The 14,737-nt window shown below is 65.2% G+C and carries 15 protein-coding genes; 10 read left to right on the forward strand and 5 right to left on the reverse strand.

Annotated features, from left to right (window positions below; genetic code table 11):
* The first annotated feature begins 46 nt into the window (after window positions 1–46).
* Genes MFM001_RS11730 through MFM001_RS11740 form a run of 3 tightly spaced genes read left to right on the forward strand, consistent with a single transcriptional unit; the run spans window position 47 to window position 2,333 of the window.
* Window positions 47–532, forward strand: coding sequence for an oxidoreductase (locus MFM001_RS11730; RefSeq protein WP_116375459.1), 486 nt, complete (start codon window positions 47–49; stop codon window positions 530–532).
* Window positions 529–2,019 (forward strand): molybdopterin-dependent oxidoreductase, encoded by a 1,491-nt coding sequence (locus MFM001_RS11735; RefSeq protein ID WP_116375759.1) that lies wholly within the window; start codon window positions 529–531, stop codon window positions 2,017–2,019. Before MFM001_RS11730 ends, MFM001_RS11735 begins: the two co-directional genes overlap by 4 nt.
* The gene (locus MFM001_RS11740) at window positions 2,016–2,333 is read left to right on the forward strand and encodes a hypothetical protein (RefSeq protein WP_116375460.1); all 318 of its coding nucleotides are present in this window, start codon (window positions 2,016–2,018) and stop codon (window positions 2,331–2,333) included. Before MFM001_RS11735 ends, MFM001_RS11740 begins: the two co-directional genes overlap by 4 nt.
* Here MFM001_RS11740 and MFM001_RS11745 read toward each other — a convergent pair.
* Window positions 2,269–2,637, reverse strand: coding sequence for a hypothetical protein (locus MFM001_RS11745; protein WP_116375461.1), 369 nt, complete (start codon window positions 2,635–2,637; stop codon window positions 2,269–2,271). The two genes, MFM001_RS11740 and MFM001_RS11745, sit on opposite strands and share 65 nt — an antisense overlap.
* A 7-nt stretch (window positions 2,638–2,644) precedes the next feature.
* The gene (locus MFM001_RS11750; protein WP_116375462.1) at window positions 2,645–3,682 is read right to left on the reverse strand and encodes a hypothetical protein; all 1,038 of its coding nucleotides are present in this window, start codon (window positions 3,680–3,682) and stop codon (window positions 2,645–2,647) included.
* A 128-nt stretch (window positions 3,683–3,810) separates the two neighbouring features.
* Between MFM001_RS11750 and MFM001_RS11755 the strand changes: the two genes are divergently transcribed.
* From MFM001_RS11755 to MFM001_RS11770, 4 genes are all read left to right on the forward strand, one after another.
* Window positions 3,811–4,371 carry a hemerythrin domain-containing protein gene (locus MFM001_RS11755; protein WP_116375463.1) on the forward strand — a complete coding sequence of 187 codons (561 nt, stop codon included), beginning with the start codon at window positions 3,811–3,813 and terminating at the stop codon, window positions 4,369–4,371.
* A gap of 9 nt (window positions 4,372–4,380) precedes the next feature.
* Window positions 4,381–5,031 carry a UdgX family uracil-DNA binding protein gene (locus tag MFM001_RS11760; protein WP_116375464.1) on the forward strand — a complete coding sequence of 217 codons (651 nt, stop codon included), beginning with the start codon at window positions 4,381–4,383 and terminating at the stop codon, window positions 5,029–5,031.
* Window positions 5,032–5,178: 147 nt separating this feature from the next.
* Entirely contained in the window at window positions 5,179–6,984 is a 1,806-nt protein-coding gene (locus MFM001_RS11765) for a thiamine pyrophosphate-requiring protein (protein ID WP_116375465.1), read from the forward strand.
* Window positions 6,981–10,076, forward strand: a complete 3,096-nt coding sequence (locus MFM001_RS11770) for an FAD-binding and (Fe-S)-binding domain-containing protein (protein ID WP_116375466.1) — start codon at window positions 6,981–6,983, stop codon at window positions 10,074–10,076. Before MFM001_RS11765 ends, MFM001_RS11770 begins: the two co-directional genes overlap by 4 nt.
* Window positions 10,077–10,080: 4 nt before the next feature.
* Here the strand turns inward: MFM001_RS11770 and MFM001_RS11775 are convergent, their stop codons facing one another.
* Both MFM001_RS11775 and MFM001_RS11780 read right to left on the reverse strand, forming a co-directional pair.
* Entirely contained in the window at window positions 10,081–11,445 is a 1,365-nt protein-coding gene (locus MFM001_RS11775; RefSeq protein WP_116375467.1) for a 13E12 repeat family protein, read from the reverse strand.
* Window positions 11,446–11,625: 180 nt separating this feature from the next.
* Window positions 11,626–12,636 (reverse strand): SDR family oxidoreductase, encoded by a 1,011-nt coding sequence (locus MFM001_RS11780; protein ID WP_116375468.1) that lies wholly within the window; start codon window positions 12,634–12,636, stop codon window positions 11,626–11,628.
* Window positions 12,637–12,725: 89 nt separating this feature from the next.
* Between MFM001_RS11780 and MFM001_RS11785 the strand changes: the two genes are divergently transcribed.
* From MFM001_RS11785 to MFM001_RS11795, 3 genes are read left to right on the forward strand one after another with little or no spacing between them, the layout of a single operon-like run.
* Window positions 12,726–13,043: a helix-turn-helix transcriptional regulator gene (locus tag MFM001_RS11785; RefSeq protein ID WP_116375469.1), complete on the forward strand. Its 318-nt coding sequence runs from the start codon at window positions 12,726–12,728 to the stop codon at window positions 13,041–13,043.
* Window positions 13,033–13,515 (forward strand): SRPBCC family protein, encoded by a 483-nt coding sequence (locus tag MFM001_RS11790; protein ID WP_116375470.1) that lies wholly within the window; start codon window positions 13,033–13,035, stop codon window positions 13,513–13,515. The genes MFM001_RS11785 and MFM001_RS11790 overlap by 11 nt, the downstream gene beginning before the upstream one ends.
* Entirely contained in the window at window positions 13,512–14,138 is a 627-nt protein-coding gene (locus MFM001_RS11795; RefSeq protein ID WP_116375471.1) for a maleylpyruvate isomerase family mycothiol-dependent enzyme, read from the forward strand. The genes MFM001_RS11790 and MFM001_RS11795 overlap by 4 nt, the downstream gene beginning before the upstream one ends.
* A 10-nt stretch (window positions 14,139–14,148) precedes the next feature.
* On the opposite strand, the gene MFM001_RS11800 is transcribed toward MFM001_RS11795, so the two are convergent.
* Entirely contained in the window at window positions 14,149–14,583 is a 435-nt protein-coding gene (locus MFM001_RS11800; RefSeq protein WP_116375472.1) for an anti-sigma factor antagonist, read from the reverse strand.
* Window positions 14,584–14,737 lie beyond the last annotated feature (154 nt).

A 14,737-nucleotide genomic window follows, 5' to 3' on the forward strand; every position in this document is an offset into this window, starting at 1 on the left:
CGTAGGCGATGGTTTGCCACGACGCCCCCCGGGGTACGCAGCCGCCGTGGGTCTTGTTGTGCGCCTAAGGGGACCCAGCCGGCTGTATCAGATCCTGCGACTGGGCGGCTGGGTCGCCTTTGACCTACCGCGCACGGTCACCGCGCTGGGCGGACTACTGCTGCTGGGCATTGTGGTGGCACACGTCTACGTCCTGACCTGGGAGCCGGCGCTGCCGGCGTATTTCGTCGTCTACGCCGTCGTGCTGATCGCGGGCTGTCTGGCGGCCGCAGGGGTCATGTGGCTCGCTGTGAATCCCAGTCTCCCGCAACTGGGTTGGCTTGCGGGAGACGTAGTTTCGGTGATCTTCCTCGGCCTGTATCTGGTCAGCCGGGTCACCAGCCTGCCGGGGTTGGTGGCTTTGACCGGCCGCTGGGACGTGGCTCCCGGCTCTTTTGCGGCGGCGTTCGCACTGGGCTTCATCGCGGTGCACTTCTCGGTGCTGTTGGGGATCAATGTGGCGTACCCGCAACGGCAGAATTGGCGCGACTGATGACATTCGACTATCCGGTGTGGCTGCGGATCGACCACTGGCTCAACGTGCTGTTCTTGACGTTGCTGTTGCGCAGCGGCATCGAGATCCTCGGCACGCACCCCAAACTGTATTGGCACGACGACAGCAAGCCGGGCACCGAGTGGGCGCGCTTCACCACCAAGGAAATGCCGACCGACAAGCTCTACGACACCCTCGACGAAGAGGAGCATTACAGCTCGATCGTCGCCCTACCCGGCCACAAGAAGCTGGGCATGGGCCGGCACTGGCACTTTTTCGCCGTGATCGGATGGATTCTGGTTGGCCTGTCGTACTACATCCTGTTGTTCGCGACCGGCCAATGGCACCGGTACTGGCCCTATTCGTGGTCGATCTTCTCCGAGGCGTGGAACGACATCGTCGCCTACATGACGTTCAATCTGCCGTCGCTGTTGCCCAGTGAACCGCTGGATGCCATCCAGAAGTTGACGTACGCCGCTGTGATCTTTCTGCTCGCGCCGTTCCAGATCCTTACCGGCGCAGCTCAATCCCCGGCGGTGGAGGCGCGGTTCCCGTGGTATGTCCGAATGTGGGGTGGTCGGCAGTGGGCACGCAGCCTACATTTCTTCGGGCTGGTCGCGTTCGGAGTCTTCATCGTGATCCATCTGTCGATGGTCTTCTTCTGGGGCTGGGGCCAGCTGACCGCAGCCATGATCTTCGGCTCGGTCCGCAACATCAACTGGGCGACGTTCTTGTCCTTCGTGATCATCGGTGCGATCGTCGCCGTCCACGTCGCCGCGACGGTGTGGAGCCTGAAACGACCGGTGCAGGTTCACAAGATCCTGGGGGCGATCAACACCCCCGCCAAGCTGATGCTGTTGCGGCCGTTGGACTCCCGGCAGAACTATCCGGTGAGCAAGCTGTCCAGGGAACACCGCGTCAACGGCAAGCCGCCGTGCTCGAACGAGTACAAGGTGATGGCGGTGCACAACTTCGTCGACTGGCGGCTGCGAGTCGGCGGCCTGGTCGAAAATCCGGTGACTCTGGACTTGGACGCGCTGCGCGCGCTGGCCGAACCGGAGACGCAACGCGTCATGCACAACTGTGTGCAGGGCTGGACCAGCATCGGCCAGTGGAGCGGCATCCACCTGAGCCGGCTACTAGCGGAGGTCAAGCCGCTGCCGCAGGCGCGCTACATCTGTTTTCTGACCATGCAGGACAACAGCCGTGACGAGCCCAGCTCCGACGGGCTGGGCCAGTTCTACGAAGTGATGGATATGGAACTGGCCTACAAGCCGCAGACCATCCTGGCCTACGAGATGAACGGCCATCCGCTCCCGATCAAACACGGTGCGCCGCTGCGGCTTCGGGTGGAAACCCAGGTCGGTTTCAAGATGGCCAAGTGGATCAACCAGATCGAGTTCGTCGACGACCACAGCGGAATCGGCAGGGGCTTGGGCGGCTGGCGCGAGGACAACATCCATTACGACAAGGATGTAGAGATATGACCGACTGGATTCGCCCCGAGTTGATCCGGCTGGAGCCCGTCGAGTGCGACAAGGTGCTGGCGCAGCTCAACGCCAAGGGCGGACACTGCGAGGCCTGTGGCGCAACGGAATTCGACGTCGGTGACGCGCTGTACCTCGGTTTCCTGTTCCTCGACGAGGACGACGACGCCTACATGGTGGCGTTGACGTGTCGGAATCCGGACTGCCCCAAGCCGCGGACCGGAATCAAGCTGCGGGAGAAAGACTTTCTCAACCGCGATGCAACCGCAGCGCGCGCCGCGAGCTGGACCGTCGAGCTCCCCGATGCCGTTTAGCCTTCGCCGGCGGGCTATCGGTAAACACCGGCTGCGCCAGCTCGAATCGGTCGATCAGGTCGGATAGCCCGCGCAGCTCGTCGCACAGCGCTTGAAACCGGCGTTCTTCGGCCTCGTTGAGGATGCCCTGGGAGCTGTAATGCACCAGCCGTCGTAGCCGCCCGGCCAGCGCCGCGCCCCACCGGATGGAGAAGTCGTAGCTTTCGCCCTCGGCGAGTTTCTCCTTTTGCCCCAGCTTCTTCAGCGCCTCGATCTGCTCGTTGAGCAGTTCGAAGTCGTCGTCGATGCCGGTCGGCGTGGTCATGAGTACCTCACAGGTGTGGTTTGGCGACGCCAATTACAGAGTTGGTTCCGCGCAGGGTGAGGAACACCTGGTGCGGCCCAACGTCCATCCCCGACAGCGGCGCCGACTTCGCTTGGCCGGCAGGCAGGTTCGCGCGGTAGTCGACCACATGGATTATGTGCATGGTGTCGTTGGGGTAGCCGCCGAAGCTGTTCGCCTCGAGCGTCACGAGTTGCCGGTCCGTTGCTGCGTAGATCCTGGTGTCGTCGGTGCCGAGGTAGCGCACCGGAGACGACGGCAGTTGCGCGCGGCCGACCACCTCCAATCCTTTGCCGCCGCGGCGGGAGTCGACGGAGTAGAGCACGTCGTGCTGGTGGTCGGCGACATACGTGCGAGTCACCTTCGTGCTGTTGCCGGCCGATACGGCGACGTCCATGGCCATCGCGCCGCGCTCTTCCGGCGGCGACGACGGGCCTTTGTAGTAGCGGATTCCCGACGGTCCGTACACGTGGTAGTCGATCTCACGGCCGCGGTTGGAGCCGTCGATCGAATCCGCGTGCTCGATCTTGGCGGCCGGCAACTTGCGGTAGCCGTACTGCTCGACCGGGGTCACCGTGGTCCCGTCCGCCGACAGCGCGAGCAGGATGCGCATGCCGGCGTCTTCGGACAGATAGTCGGGGGCCGGGCCCGCGTCGAAGTGGGCGACGGGCCGCAGGGTGGCGATGTCGACGACGGCCACGCTGCCACGCTTCGGCTGCGGCACGAAGACATGCCGGTCGTCGCGTTGGCTGATCTGCAGGTTGCGTCCGGCGTCCAGTGGTTCGGACACAGTGGTGTGCGCGGTGTCCGGATTCTCGGCGCCGCTGACCTTGGCCAGCCGGTGGTCGTCGGTGAGCCCGAGCAGGGTGTGCGTGCCGTACGACCACACCGGGTTGTGCAGCGGCGCGCCGACGGGGATCAGTGTCACCTCTGGTGCGCTCTCCGGCTGGCTGGGCGACGAACAACCCGCGACGACGGCGGCGCCGACAGCTGTGGCGGCACACCAGCGCCGCAATCCGGTGACCACGTTCGATGCAGTACCCCGGCAATCGCGCCGCTACACCTGCGTTTCGCGCGCGAAGGCGTCGGGTAGCCGTTTATCGCGCGCACACCAACAGCCCGGCGCGCAAAATCCAGATATCGCAGGAGGAAACCATGGCAGCGCCTGCCGCCAAGACACCGACGGATGTCGTCGAGTTCCTCGTCAACCAACACGAGCAGATCAAGGGACTTTTTTCCGAGACGCTCAACGCCACCGGCAAGGACCGCAAGGAGCCGTTCGTCAAGCTGCGGCGACTGTTGGCCGTGCACGAAACCGCCGAAGAGGAAATCGTTCACCCGCGGGCCAAGCGCAAGCTGTCCAACGGCAGAGACGTCGTCGCGGCCCGGCTGGAAGAAGAGCACGACGCCAAGAAGGTCCTCGCCAAGTTGGAGAAGCTCGACGTCGCTTCGCAGGAGTTCGCTAAGGAACTGGCCACGTTCCGCGACGCCGTCGTCAAGCATGCCGAGCAGGAAGAGAAGCAGGAATTCGCCAAGCTGCAGAAGGAACTGAGCAGCGAGGAGCGCGAGAAGATGGGCCGCGCCGCCAAGCTGGCCCAGGCGATCGCGCCGACGCGGCCGCATGCGGGGGTGGAATCCCAAGTGGCCAACCTGATGGCCGGCCCGTTCGCGGCGATGCTGGACCGGGCGCGCGACGCCATCACGGGCAAGCGCTGACGCCGTGCAATGACCACCAGCGCGGCGCGCTATCTGCCCGATGACCGCAGCCTGGATTCGCTGCAAGCCGCGGCAAGCAGCTGCCACGGCTGCTCGCTGTACAAGGACGCGTCGCAGACGGTCTTCGGGCACGGGCGGGCGGATGCGCCGATCATGCTGGTCGGCGAGCAGCCGGGGGACCGGGAGGACATCGAGGGGCTGCCGTTCGTCGGTCCGGCGGGGCGGCTGCTCGCCCGTGCGCTGGACGACGCAGGCATCGATCCGGACCTGACGTATCAAACCAACGCCGTCAAGCACTTCAAGTTCACCAGGAAGCAAGGCAAACGGCGAATCCACCAAAAGCCCAGCCGCACCGAAGTTGTCGCGTGCCAGCCGTGGCTGCTCTGCGAAATCGAGGCGGTGCAACCGGAAGTGATCGTGTGCCTGGGCGCAACGGCGGCACAGTCGCTGCTCGGCAGCGCGTTCCGGGTCACCGCACATCGGGGCGAAGTCCTTCAGCTGCCTGTCGATCTGGACATGCAACTGGAGCCGGAGCCACGCGTGGTGGCCACCGTTCATCCGTCGGCGATTGTGCGCGACCGCAGCGAGCGCCGGCAGGATAACTACGCGTCATTCGTCGACGACCTTCGCAGCGCACGCAGCGGCATAGCGACCGTTTGACGCTCGTACTCGCGGGTACACGTCGCTTGAGACCACCGGCGTCGTCACCGCCGCCGTGGCATCCATTACCGCCGCCGTTGTTCCCTACCGGCAGTCGGCGGCGATGCCGGTGGTCCTCCTAAGCCAATAGATTCCGAAGGAGTACCAATGCCCAAGACTGCCGACTTTATCCTTGATCGCTTGCGGGAGTGGGGAATTCACCGTATATACGGATATCCGGGCGACGGCATTTTGTCGATGTTGGGTGCCCTGGATCGGGCCGGCGGCGACCCGGAGCTTATTCAGCCGCGGCATGAGGAGATGGGCGCGTTCATGGCGACCGCGCACGCCAAGTTCACCGGCGAGATCGGCTGCTGTCTGGCCACCTCCGGCGGCGGGACCATCCATCTGCTCAACGGCCTCTACGACGCCAAGCTCGACCACCAGCCGGTGGTGGCGATTGTCGGTCAGCAGAAACGGATGTCCCTGGGTGCGGCGTATCAGCAGGAGATCGACCCCAATTCGCTGTACAAGGACGTGTCTTCGGACTTCGTCCAGACCTGCATGGCGCCGGAGCAGGCGCGTCAGCTTGTCGACCGGGCGTGCAAGGTCGCACTGAACAACCGGACGGTGGCGACGATCATCCTGCCGGAGGATGTGGCGGAGGCCGATGCGGTGCCGTCGCCGCCGCGCATGCACGGCGCGGTGTTCACCGGCGTGGGCTGGACCAAACCGCGGGTGATTCCGCCCGAGTCCGAGCTGCAGAAGGCGGCCGGAATTCTCAACGACGGCAAGAAAGTCGCGATCGTTGTCGGCCAGGGTGCCGCCGAGGCGGCCGACGAGGTGGTCCAGGCCGCCGAGTTGCTGGGCGCCGGCATCGCCAAGACGTCGCTGGGCCGGGCTGTCTTGCCGGATGATCTGCCCTACGTCACCGGACCGATCGGGCTGCTCGGCTCCACCGCCAGCGAGACGATGATGTCCGACGCCGACACCCTGTTCTTCATCGGCACCAGCTTCCCCTACACGGAGTGGCTGCCCAAAGAGGGCCAATGCCGCGGCGTCGAGATCAACATCGATGGCCGGATGATCGGCACCCGCTATCCGATGGAGGCAAACCTCGTCGGGGGCTCCAAAGAGACGCTGCAGGAGCTGATTCCGCTGTTGCAGCGCAAGGACGACAGGTCGTGGCAGTCCAAGATCGAAAAGGAAGTGAAGACGTGGTGGGGTGTGCTCGACAAGCGGGCGCACGACAGGGCGAATCCGCTCAATCCGGAGCTGGTGGTGCACGAGTTGTCGAAACGCTTGCCCGACAACACGATCCTGACCACCGACGCGGGTTCGGTGGCGAATTGGTGGGCGCGGCACTTGAAGCTGCGTCCGGGCATGGCCGCGTCGCTGGCCGGCAACCTCGCCACGATGGGCCCGGGCACGCCGTATGCGATCAGCGCCAAGCTAGCTCATCCGGGCCGTCCGGTGATCGCCCTGATCGGTGACGGCGTGTTCCAGATGAACGGCATGGCCGAGATGATCACCGTCAAGCGGTACAAGGATCGGCTGTCCGACGGGCCGCTGATCTTCTGTGTGTTCAACAACGAAGACCTCAACCAGGTGACCTGGGAGCAGCGGGCAATGGGTGGTGAGCCGAAATTCGAAGGCTCACAGTATATTCCGGACGTTCCCTACGCGGAGTTCGCCAACCTGCTCGGCTTGACCGGGATTCGCTGCGACGACCCGGCGAAGATCGGGGACGCCTGGGACCGGGCGCTGGCGGCCAGCACACCGGTGGTACTTGAAGTGGTGGTGGACAAAGACATTCCACCCGTGCCGCCGCACATCAAGAAGATGATGGCCAAAAAGACGGCCAAGGCTGTGATGAAAGACCCCGACCGCGTCAGCATCGGCAAGAAGGGCGCCAAGCAGAAGATGCACGAGTTCACCGAGTCGATCAAGCAGACCGTCAAGGGTGACGAATGACGCAGACGGTTCCTGCCCGGCCCGACACCCGGTTTGTCGCCGGGATGGCGTCCGTCGACAAGGTCAACGTCGCGGGGCTGGAAAACCAGCTGCGTCGGCATGTCAGCGGAGAAGTGCGATTCGACGCGGGCACCAAGGCGATGTACGCCAACGACGCGTCGAACTTCCGGCAGGTCCCGATCGGGGTGGTGGTGCCCAAGACGCTCGAAGACGTCGTGCAGACGATGCGAGCGTGTCACACCTATGGCGCGCCGGTGCTGTGCCGCGGAGGCGGGACCAGTCTGTCCGGCGAAACCGTGAATGTCGCGGTGGTGATCGACTTTTCGAAGTACCTGACCGACATCATCGACATCGACGCCCAGGGCCGCCTGGTCACCGCGGAAACCGGGGTGATCAACGAGAACCTCAACCGGGCCACCGGTGAATACGGGCTGGTGTTCGGGCCGGACCCGTCATCGCATTCGCGCTGCACCATCGGTGGCAACATCGGAAACAACTCCTGCGGGGTGCATTCCATCCAGGCCCACCTGTACGGTCCGGGGCCGCGGACCTCCGACAACACCCATGCGATGGATGTCGTCACGTATGACGGAGCGCGGTTCACCGTCGGCGTCAACGAGGAGAAGGATCTCGATGCGATCATCGCCGCCGGCGGCCGTAAAGGCGAAATCTATGCGGCGCTGCGGGATTTGCGCGACGAGTACGCCGACGACATCCGCAAGGGGTTCCCGTCGGTGGACGAGCTGCCGCGGCGGGTGTCGGGCTACAACCTCGACGAACTGCTGCCGGAGAAGGGTTTCAACGTCGCGCGGGCTCTGGTGGGCACCGAGAGCACCTGCGCGGTGGCATTGACCGCGACGCTGATGCTGACGCCGGCGATGCTGCACCGCACACTGGTGGTGATCCACTACGACACCGCCGGCGAGGCCGGCGACGCGGGCCCGGACATCATGGCGTGGAAGCCGATCGGGCTGGAAGCCGTCGACCATATGCTGGTTCACGATCAGAAGATCAAAGGCACCAACGCCTCCGGGCTGCAGGCGCTGCCGCGATCCGATGCGACCGGGGCCTGGCTGTTTGTGCAGTTCGGTTCGGATTCGCCCGGCGAATCGCTCACGCGCGCCGAGGAATTCGTGCGCTGGCTGAAAAAGAAGAAGCATGTCGACGAGGACCGCATTGTGCTTGCCCGCAGCAAGCAAGACGGAGGCAACAGCGACGAGCTGTGGTCGATCCGCGAAGCGGGCCTGGGGTCGACGGCGTTCCCGGTCGACAGCGACGATCACTGGCCGGGCTGGGAGGACTCGGCGGTACCGCCGGACCGGATCGGCGACTACATCCGCGATCTGCAGCAGCTGTATGCCGACCATGGGTTGCGCGGCGCCATGTACGGCCACTTCGGGGAGGGCTGCATCCACTCCCGCATCAATTTCGACTTGCGGCACAAGGACGGGCTGGCTAACTACCGGCATTTCATGGAGGCGGCCGGTGACCTGGTGGCGTCGTACGGCGGGTCGATGTCGGGCGAGCACGGGGATGGCCAGCAGCGCGCCGAGTTGCTGGGCAAGCAGTACGGTCCGCGGCTGATCGAGGCGATGCGCAAGTTCAAGCTGATCTGGGATCCGGAGTGGAAGATGAACCCGGGCAAGGTCATCGACGCGTATCGCTTCGACGAGAACCTGAAGCTGGGTACTGACTACAACCCGCCGCGGCCGAAAGTGAAGTTCGCCTACAAGCAGGACGGCGGCGACTTCTCGCATGCGGCGCTGCGGTGCGTCGGCGTCGGGAAATGCCGGGTGCCGGAGGCGACGAGCACCATGTGCCCGAGCTATCAGGTGACGCGGGAAGAAAAGCACTCGACCCGTGGACGCGCGCGACTGTTGTTCGAGATGCTGCGCGGGGAAGTGATCACCGACGGCTGGCAATCGGCAGAGGTGGCCGACGCGCTGGACCTGTGTCTGGCGTGCAAGGGCTGCACCAGCGACTGCCCGGTGGACGTGGACATCCCGACCTACAAAGCCGAATTCCTGTATCACCATTTCCGGTCGCTGCGCCGGTGGCGGCCGCGGTATGCCTACGCGTTCGGGTTCATCGACCAGGCGGCTCGATTGGCCAGCGCGATGCCGGAGCTGGCGAATTTTGCCACCCAGACACCGGTGCTGTCGCGGATAGCCAAGTTGGTCGGTGGGATTGACCGGCGGCGGCCGCTGCCGACGTTTGCGCCAATGACATTGCAGCGCTGGTTTTCTGGTCGTCCGGTGGTCAATGAAAACGGGCCGCGGGTGATCCTGTTCCCGGACACGTTCAACAACCGGCTGCACACCGACGTCGGGGTGGCATGTGTGGAGGCGATCGAGGCGGCCGGCTGGCGGGTGATCATGCCTGGCGGGCATATCTGTTGTGGGCGACCGCTCTACGACTACGGCTTCTTGGATGTGGCGGAGCGCTATCTGCGCGACGTCTTGACGCAGTTGCGCGACGAGATCAGGGCCGGCACGCCGATCGTCGGGATGGAGCCGAGTTGTCTGGCGGTGTTCAAGGACGAGCTGCCCAAGCTGATGCCGCACGACGACGATGCAGATCGGTTGGTGCGCAACAGCTATCACTTCGCAGAGTTTTTCTCTAAGTTCGACGTCGAGGTACCGCGGCTATCGGGAACGCAAGCGCTGCTGTGGGGGCACTGCCACCAGCGGGCGACCGGCGGCGTCGACGCCGACCAGCAGGTGCTGGAGAAGATGGGCCTTGAGGTCGAGCCGGTTACCGGCGGCTGTTGCGGGCTGGCGGGCTCGTGGGGCTTCGAGGAAGGCAAATACGACATCTCGATGGATTGCGGCGAACAAGCGCTGCTGCCGGCGATCCGCAAGAATCCCGGCGCCTTGGTGGTAGCCAACGGGTTCTCCTGCCAGACACAGATCAGCGACGCCGGAGCGGCTAAGCCGATGCATCTGGGTCAGGTGATGGCGGGTGCCGCGCCTGCCCGCCCGACGCCGTCGCCGCGCGTCAGAGCCGCCAGGGTGGCTGCACCGTTGGCCGGGCTTGCCGTCGCCGGCGCCGGTGCGTCATGGGCGTTGGCATCCGTGCTCCGGAGGCGTTGAGCCACTACGGATCTTCGTCGTCATCGCCATCCCGGAGGAGTTTTTCGGGGTGGTGGTATTGGTTGACGCGGGGTTGGCCGTGGTCGAGGTGTGGTGGTGGGATCCATTCGGTGTCGCCGTGTGCGTTTTTGCGGGTGGTCCAGCCTTCTTCGGCCAGCGGGTGGTGTCCGCCGCAGCCCAGGGTGAGGTCGTTGATGTCGGTGGTGCGGCATTTCGCGTAGGGGGTGCAGTGGTGGGCTTCGCAGTAGTAGCCGGGCACTGGGCAGCTGGGGAAGCTGCAGCCGCGATCCTTGGCGTAGAGCACAATCCGCTGGGCGGGCGAGGCGAGGCGTTTCGTGTGATAGAGCGCCAGCGCTTGGCCTTTATCGAAAATCGCGAGGTAGTGATGCGCGTGCGAGCCCAGCCGGATGACATCGGACATCGGTAGCAGTGATCCGCCGCCGGTGAGGCCGTGTCCGGTGCCGGCTTCGAGATCGCCCAGGTTGGCGGTGACGATGATGCTGGCCGGTAATCCGTTGTGCTGCCCCAGCTCTCCGGACGCCAACAGCCCCCGTAGCCCGGCTAGCAGGGCGTCGTGGTTGCGCTGCCCGGTGCTGCGCGCGTCACGCTGGGCGGTCTGCTCACAGGGTGTCCGGTCCAGCACTGGCGCCGGGTCGTCGGGGTTGCACATGCCTGGGGCGGCCAGCTTGGCCCACACCGCTTCGATGGTGGCGCGCAGTTCCGGGGTGACCCAGCCGCTCAGTTGCGACATGCCATCGGGCTGCTGGCGGCCCAGCATCAGCCCGCGCCGGCGGGCCCGGTCCTCGTCGGTGAAATCGCCATCGGGGTTAAGGCAGTCGGTGAGCCGGGCGGCCAGCTTGGCCAAATCGTCGGGGCGATGCTGGCTAGCCAGGCCGGCCAGATGGGCTTCGGCGTGCTCGCGGGTCTCGGCATCAACGAACCCGGGCAGGTGGGCAAAAAAGCTGCGGATCACGCTGACGTGAGCGGCACCGATCTGGCCGGCGCGTTGGGCGGCGGCAGTCGCGGGCAACACCGGTTCGAGCGGTTCGCCGGTGAGCGCCCGGCGCTCCCCGAGCTCTTCGGCGTCGTGGATGCGCCGGGAGGCTTCGGCGGGGGTGATGCGTAGCCGTTCGGCCAGCGCAAAGCGCAGCGTGCCGCCCAGCTCGGTGTCGCTGGCCTGCTCGGCGAGCTGGTTGATCAACGGATGCTCTACAACAGGCAGCTGGCGACGCAGCGTTTCGCAGCACTCCAACATGGCCAACGACTCCGGGGTGGTCAGCACCTCGAAAGACAGATCCAGCGCGCGCTTCATGGCAGCCTGCAGCGCGTCGAAGACCTCGACGATCTCCTCACGGCTACTCGAACACATGTTCTAATACTATCACGCGGATGGGACTCGCGCTACCGCGGTCCGCAGGCAAAACGACAGTGGCGCAAGTGGTTACAGTGATCGGTGGGGCAGAATGCCAAAGCCGGTCTGTCGCATCCAGAGCCCCGTCCACGCCTGCCAGCAACCACCGAGGACAGAGGGGCTACTGGGACAGAATGCTTAAAGCTGGCGCTGCGCCCAACTCGATGCGGCAAACAGGCTCGCCAAGAGTCCGGCGCCGAGCAACGACCGCCGATGCCGTGTCAGCCAGAACTGCGCGCTGTGGCCGTGTGACTGGTCGTCGAACACGCCATGGGGCCCGTAGTCGCGACCGCCCGGGCCGTCCAGAGGTTCCCACAGATTCGCCGAGCGGTCTGGCTCGACCTTCTGGTCGGTCTGCTGCGAGTCGTATCCGGTTCGCGCGAGGTACCGGTCGAGCAGCGCCGGGGCCATCCGCTGCCCCATGATCGTGCCAACGGTGCTAGCGCCGACCCAGTACTGCTTGCGGCGGGGATGGTCGAGCGCATGCAGGACCCCGCGCGCGGCGACCTCCGGCTGGTAGATCGGCGGCACCGGCTGCGGATGCTTGTCCAGACGCGATAGCACCCAGGAGAACTGCGGCGTATTGACCGCCGGCATCTGCACAACGGTGACCCGCACCTTGCTCTTCTCGTGCATCAATTCGGTTCGCAGCGACTCGGTGAAGCCGTTGATGGCGTGCTTGGCGCCGCAGTACGCCGACTGCAGCGGAATCGCGCGGTCTCCCAACGCCGATCCCACTTGCACGATGACGCCGGAGTTCCGCGGCCGAAACCGCTTGAGCGCAACCATCGTTCCATACACGAAGCCGAGGTAGCTGATCTCGGTCACCCGGCGGAACTCCTCGGGCTTGATTGCGGCGAAGGGTGCGAACACCGAGCTGAACGCGACATTGATCCACGCGTCGATACGCCCGAACTTTTCCTCGACGCGCTGGGCGGCCCGTTCCACCGCGTCGTAGTCCGAGACGTCGGTCGGGATTGTCAGCGCCTCACCGCCAGCCGCGCGCACATCGTTGGCCGCCCCCTCCAGCCCGGTCTCGCCGCGCGCCAGCAGGCCGACCCGGGCGCCCCGCCGACCGAGCAGTTGCGCGGTGGCGCGACCGATTCCTGCGCTTGCTCCGGTGACGACGACGACTTGTGAATTTCCCATGGCTTAACGATGTCCCGATCCGATGGGCCGTAAACGTTAGTCGTCACGAACCGTTGACAGCTACTTACCGTTCGTGCACACTTACCGATATGGCCGCGTCGGCGGATGTCGTGCTGGATGCGTTGGGAGATCGCACCCGTCGCGCAATCCTGGAAAAGCTGGCGTCGGGCCCGGTTTCCGTCGGCGTGCTGGCCGACCAGTTGCCTGTTTCGCGCCCGGCCGTCTCGCAGCACTTGCGGGTGCTCAAGGGCGCCGACCTGGTCGTCGAATCGGTTGCCGGCACCCGGCGGCTGTACCGCATCAACCAGTCGGGGCTTCAGGTGGTGCGCGACTACTTCGACCGGTTTTGGGAGACCGCACTGGACAACTTCGCGATCCTGGCCGAAAGGAGCAAGGATGAGCACTGAATCCACCGTCGTCGAGGTTTTCCGAACGCTGAGCGTGCCGTTGACGCAGGCCCGCGCGTTCGAGTTGTTCACCGCGCGGATGACCGACTTCTGGCCCAAAGAACATTCGATCGGGAGCTCCGAGCTCGCTGAGGTGGTCGTCGAGCCCTACGGCGGCGGGCGCTGGTTCGAGCGCGGGGTCGAGGGCAGCGAATGTCAGTGGGGCCGTGTGGCTTCCTGGGAGCCGCCCCGAAAAGTCGTGCTGCTCTGGCAGATTGGCGCCGACTGGCGATTCGACCCGGACTTCGAAACCGAGGTCGAGGTGACGTTCACCCCGGAAGGCGCGGACCGCACGCGACTGGATCTGCGTCACCGCAACCTGCAACGCTACGGTGAGGCCACCGAGCAGATGCGCGCGATCTTCGATGATCCGGCCGGTTGGACCGGCACGTTGGCGAATTTCGCCGACCTCGTCACGGGCGCAGTGCAATGACCGAGACCATGCAGATGGCCTGCGAGGAACGCGGGGACTTCGCGAACCTGCTTGCCGGCCTGTCACCGGCGCAATGGGAGCAACCCACTCTGTGCGAGCGCTGGCGGGTGCGCGACGTCGTCGCCCATGTGCTCAGCTACGACGAGCTCAGCCGCTGGGAAGTGGTGCGGCGCTTCCTCAAAGGCGGCTTGGTGCCCGATCGCGTCAACGCGATCGGCGTCGCCGAGTACGCCACTCGCTCGCCCGAACAGCTCACCGAGTTGATGCACGTCTGTATCCCTCCCCGCGGCCTCATGTCGGCATTCGGCGGCATGCCCGCACTCGTCGACGGCACGATCCACCAGCAGGACATCCGACGGCCGCTCGGTATCGAGCGCGTTATTCCACCCGAGCGCCTGCAACGGGTGTTGGACTTCGCACTGCGTGCTCCCGCCGTGCGGGGCGCCTGGCGGGCCCGGGGCCTGCGTTTGGTGGCGACCGACGTGGACTGGTCCCACGGCAGCGGACCCGAAGTCACCGGTCCGGGGGAGGCGCTGCTGATGGCGATGGCCGCTCGCCCAGACGCGCTCAACCAGTTGAGTGGAGCAGGGAAAGAAGTTCTCGCCCAACGCATTCGCCGTTAGGCGGAAAGCCTTACCAGTCGACCGATGTCGACAGCGCGGCGTCCACGGTGTCGTCGACGGGGAGCAGCTCGCTCAGCCCGCATGCACCGACGATCCGCGCAACGCCCGGCTGATTGCTCACCAAACGCAGTTCGACGCCGCGCCGACGGCACCGCTCGGCCTCTTCGGCGAGCACCGCAAAGGCACAGCAGCCCATGAAATCCAGTCCGCTGGTGTCGATTACAAGCGCACCAGGCGGGAAAGCGGCGGCGCCCGCCTCGCTCAACAGGTGACGCCAGGTGGCCTCGTTCGAGGCGTCCACCTCGCCTCCGGCATGGACGATTACAGCCGGGCCGGTGCGTTCGACAGTGGTCCGCAGCGTGCTGTGCGCATCGGCCAACTCAGAGACGAGCCGACTGCTCAACATCATGTGGCGAAATGATGTTTCGGCGGTGGCAAAGTTCATGGTGAACTCCTTTCGAACGACGCTTCGCGTCGCGAAGGATGCCCGCCCTACGTGCCTGAAGACAGACGTCGCATTTGTGGATCACATTTATATAACACCAGTTCAACCGCCCTGTCCATGCCCAATTTCTTAAGGATTTGGGTGAACGCCGTTA

This window comes from Mycobacterium sp. MFM001 (genome assembly GCF_003402475.1).
Taxonomy (GTDB): Bacteria; Actinomycetota; Actinomycetes; order Mycobacteriales; family Mycobacteriaceae; genus Mycobacterium.

Bases quoted from the DNA above. Each gene is read 5' to 3' on its own strand.
- MFM001_RS11740 (WP_116375460.1), top strand. From the start codon at position 2,016: ATGACCGACTGGATTCGCCCCGAGTTGATCCGGCTGGAGCCCGTCGAG.
- MFM001_RS11745 (WP_116375461.1), bottom strand. From the start codon at position 2,637: ATGACCACGCCGACCGGCATCGACGACGACTTCGAACTGCTCAACGAG.
- MFM001_RS11755 (WP_116375463.1), top strand. From the start codon at position 3,811: ATGGCAGCGCCTGCCGCCAAGACACCGACGGATGTCGTCGAGTTCCTC.
- MFM001_RS11760 (WP_116375464.1), top strand. From the start codon at position 4,381: ATGACCACCAGCGCGGCGCGCTATCTGCCCGATGACCGCAGCCTGGAT.
- MFM001_RS11765 (WP_116375465.1), top strand. From the start codon at position 5,179: ATGCCCAAGACTGCCGACTTTATCCTTGATCGCTTGCGGGAGTGGGGA.
- MFM001_RS11770 (WP_116375466.1), top strand. From the start codon at position 6,981: ATGACGCAGACGGTTCCTGCCCGGCCCGACACCCGGTTTGTCGCCGGG.
- MFM001_RS11775 (WP_116375467.1), bottom strand. From the start codon at position 11,445: ATGTGTTCGAGTAGCCGTGAGGAGATCGTCGAGGTCTTCGACGCGCTG.
- MFM001_RS11780 (WP_116375468.1), bottom strand. From the start codon at position 12,636: ATGGGAAATTCACAAGTCGTCGTCGTCACCGGAGCAAGCGCAGGAATC.
- MFM001_RS11785 (WP_116375469.1), top strand. From the start codon at position 12,726: ATGGCCGCGTCGGCGGATGTCGTGCTGGATGCGTTGGGAGATCGCACC.
- MFM001_RS11790 (WP_116375470.1), top strand. From the start codon at position 13,033: ATGAGCACTGAATCCACCGTCGTCGAGGTTTTCCGAACGCTGAGCGTG.
- MFM001_RS11795 (WP_116375471.1), top strand. From the start codon at position 13,512: ATGACCGAGACCATGCAGATGGCCTGCGAGGAACGCGGGGACTTCGCG.
- MFM001_RS11800 (WP_116375472.1), bottom strand. From the start codon at position 14,583: ATGAACTTTGCCACCGCCGAAACATCATTTCGCCACATGATGTTGAGC.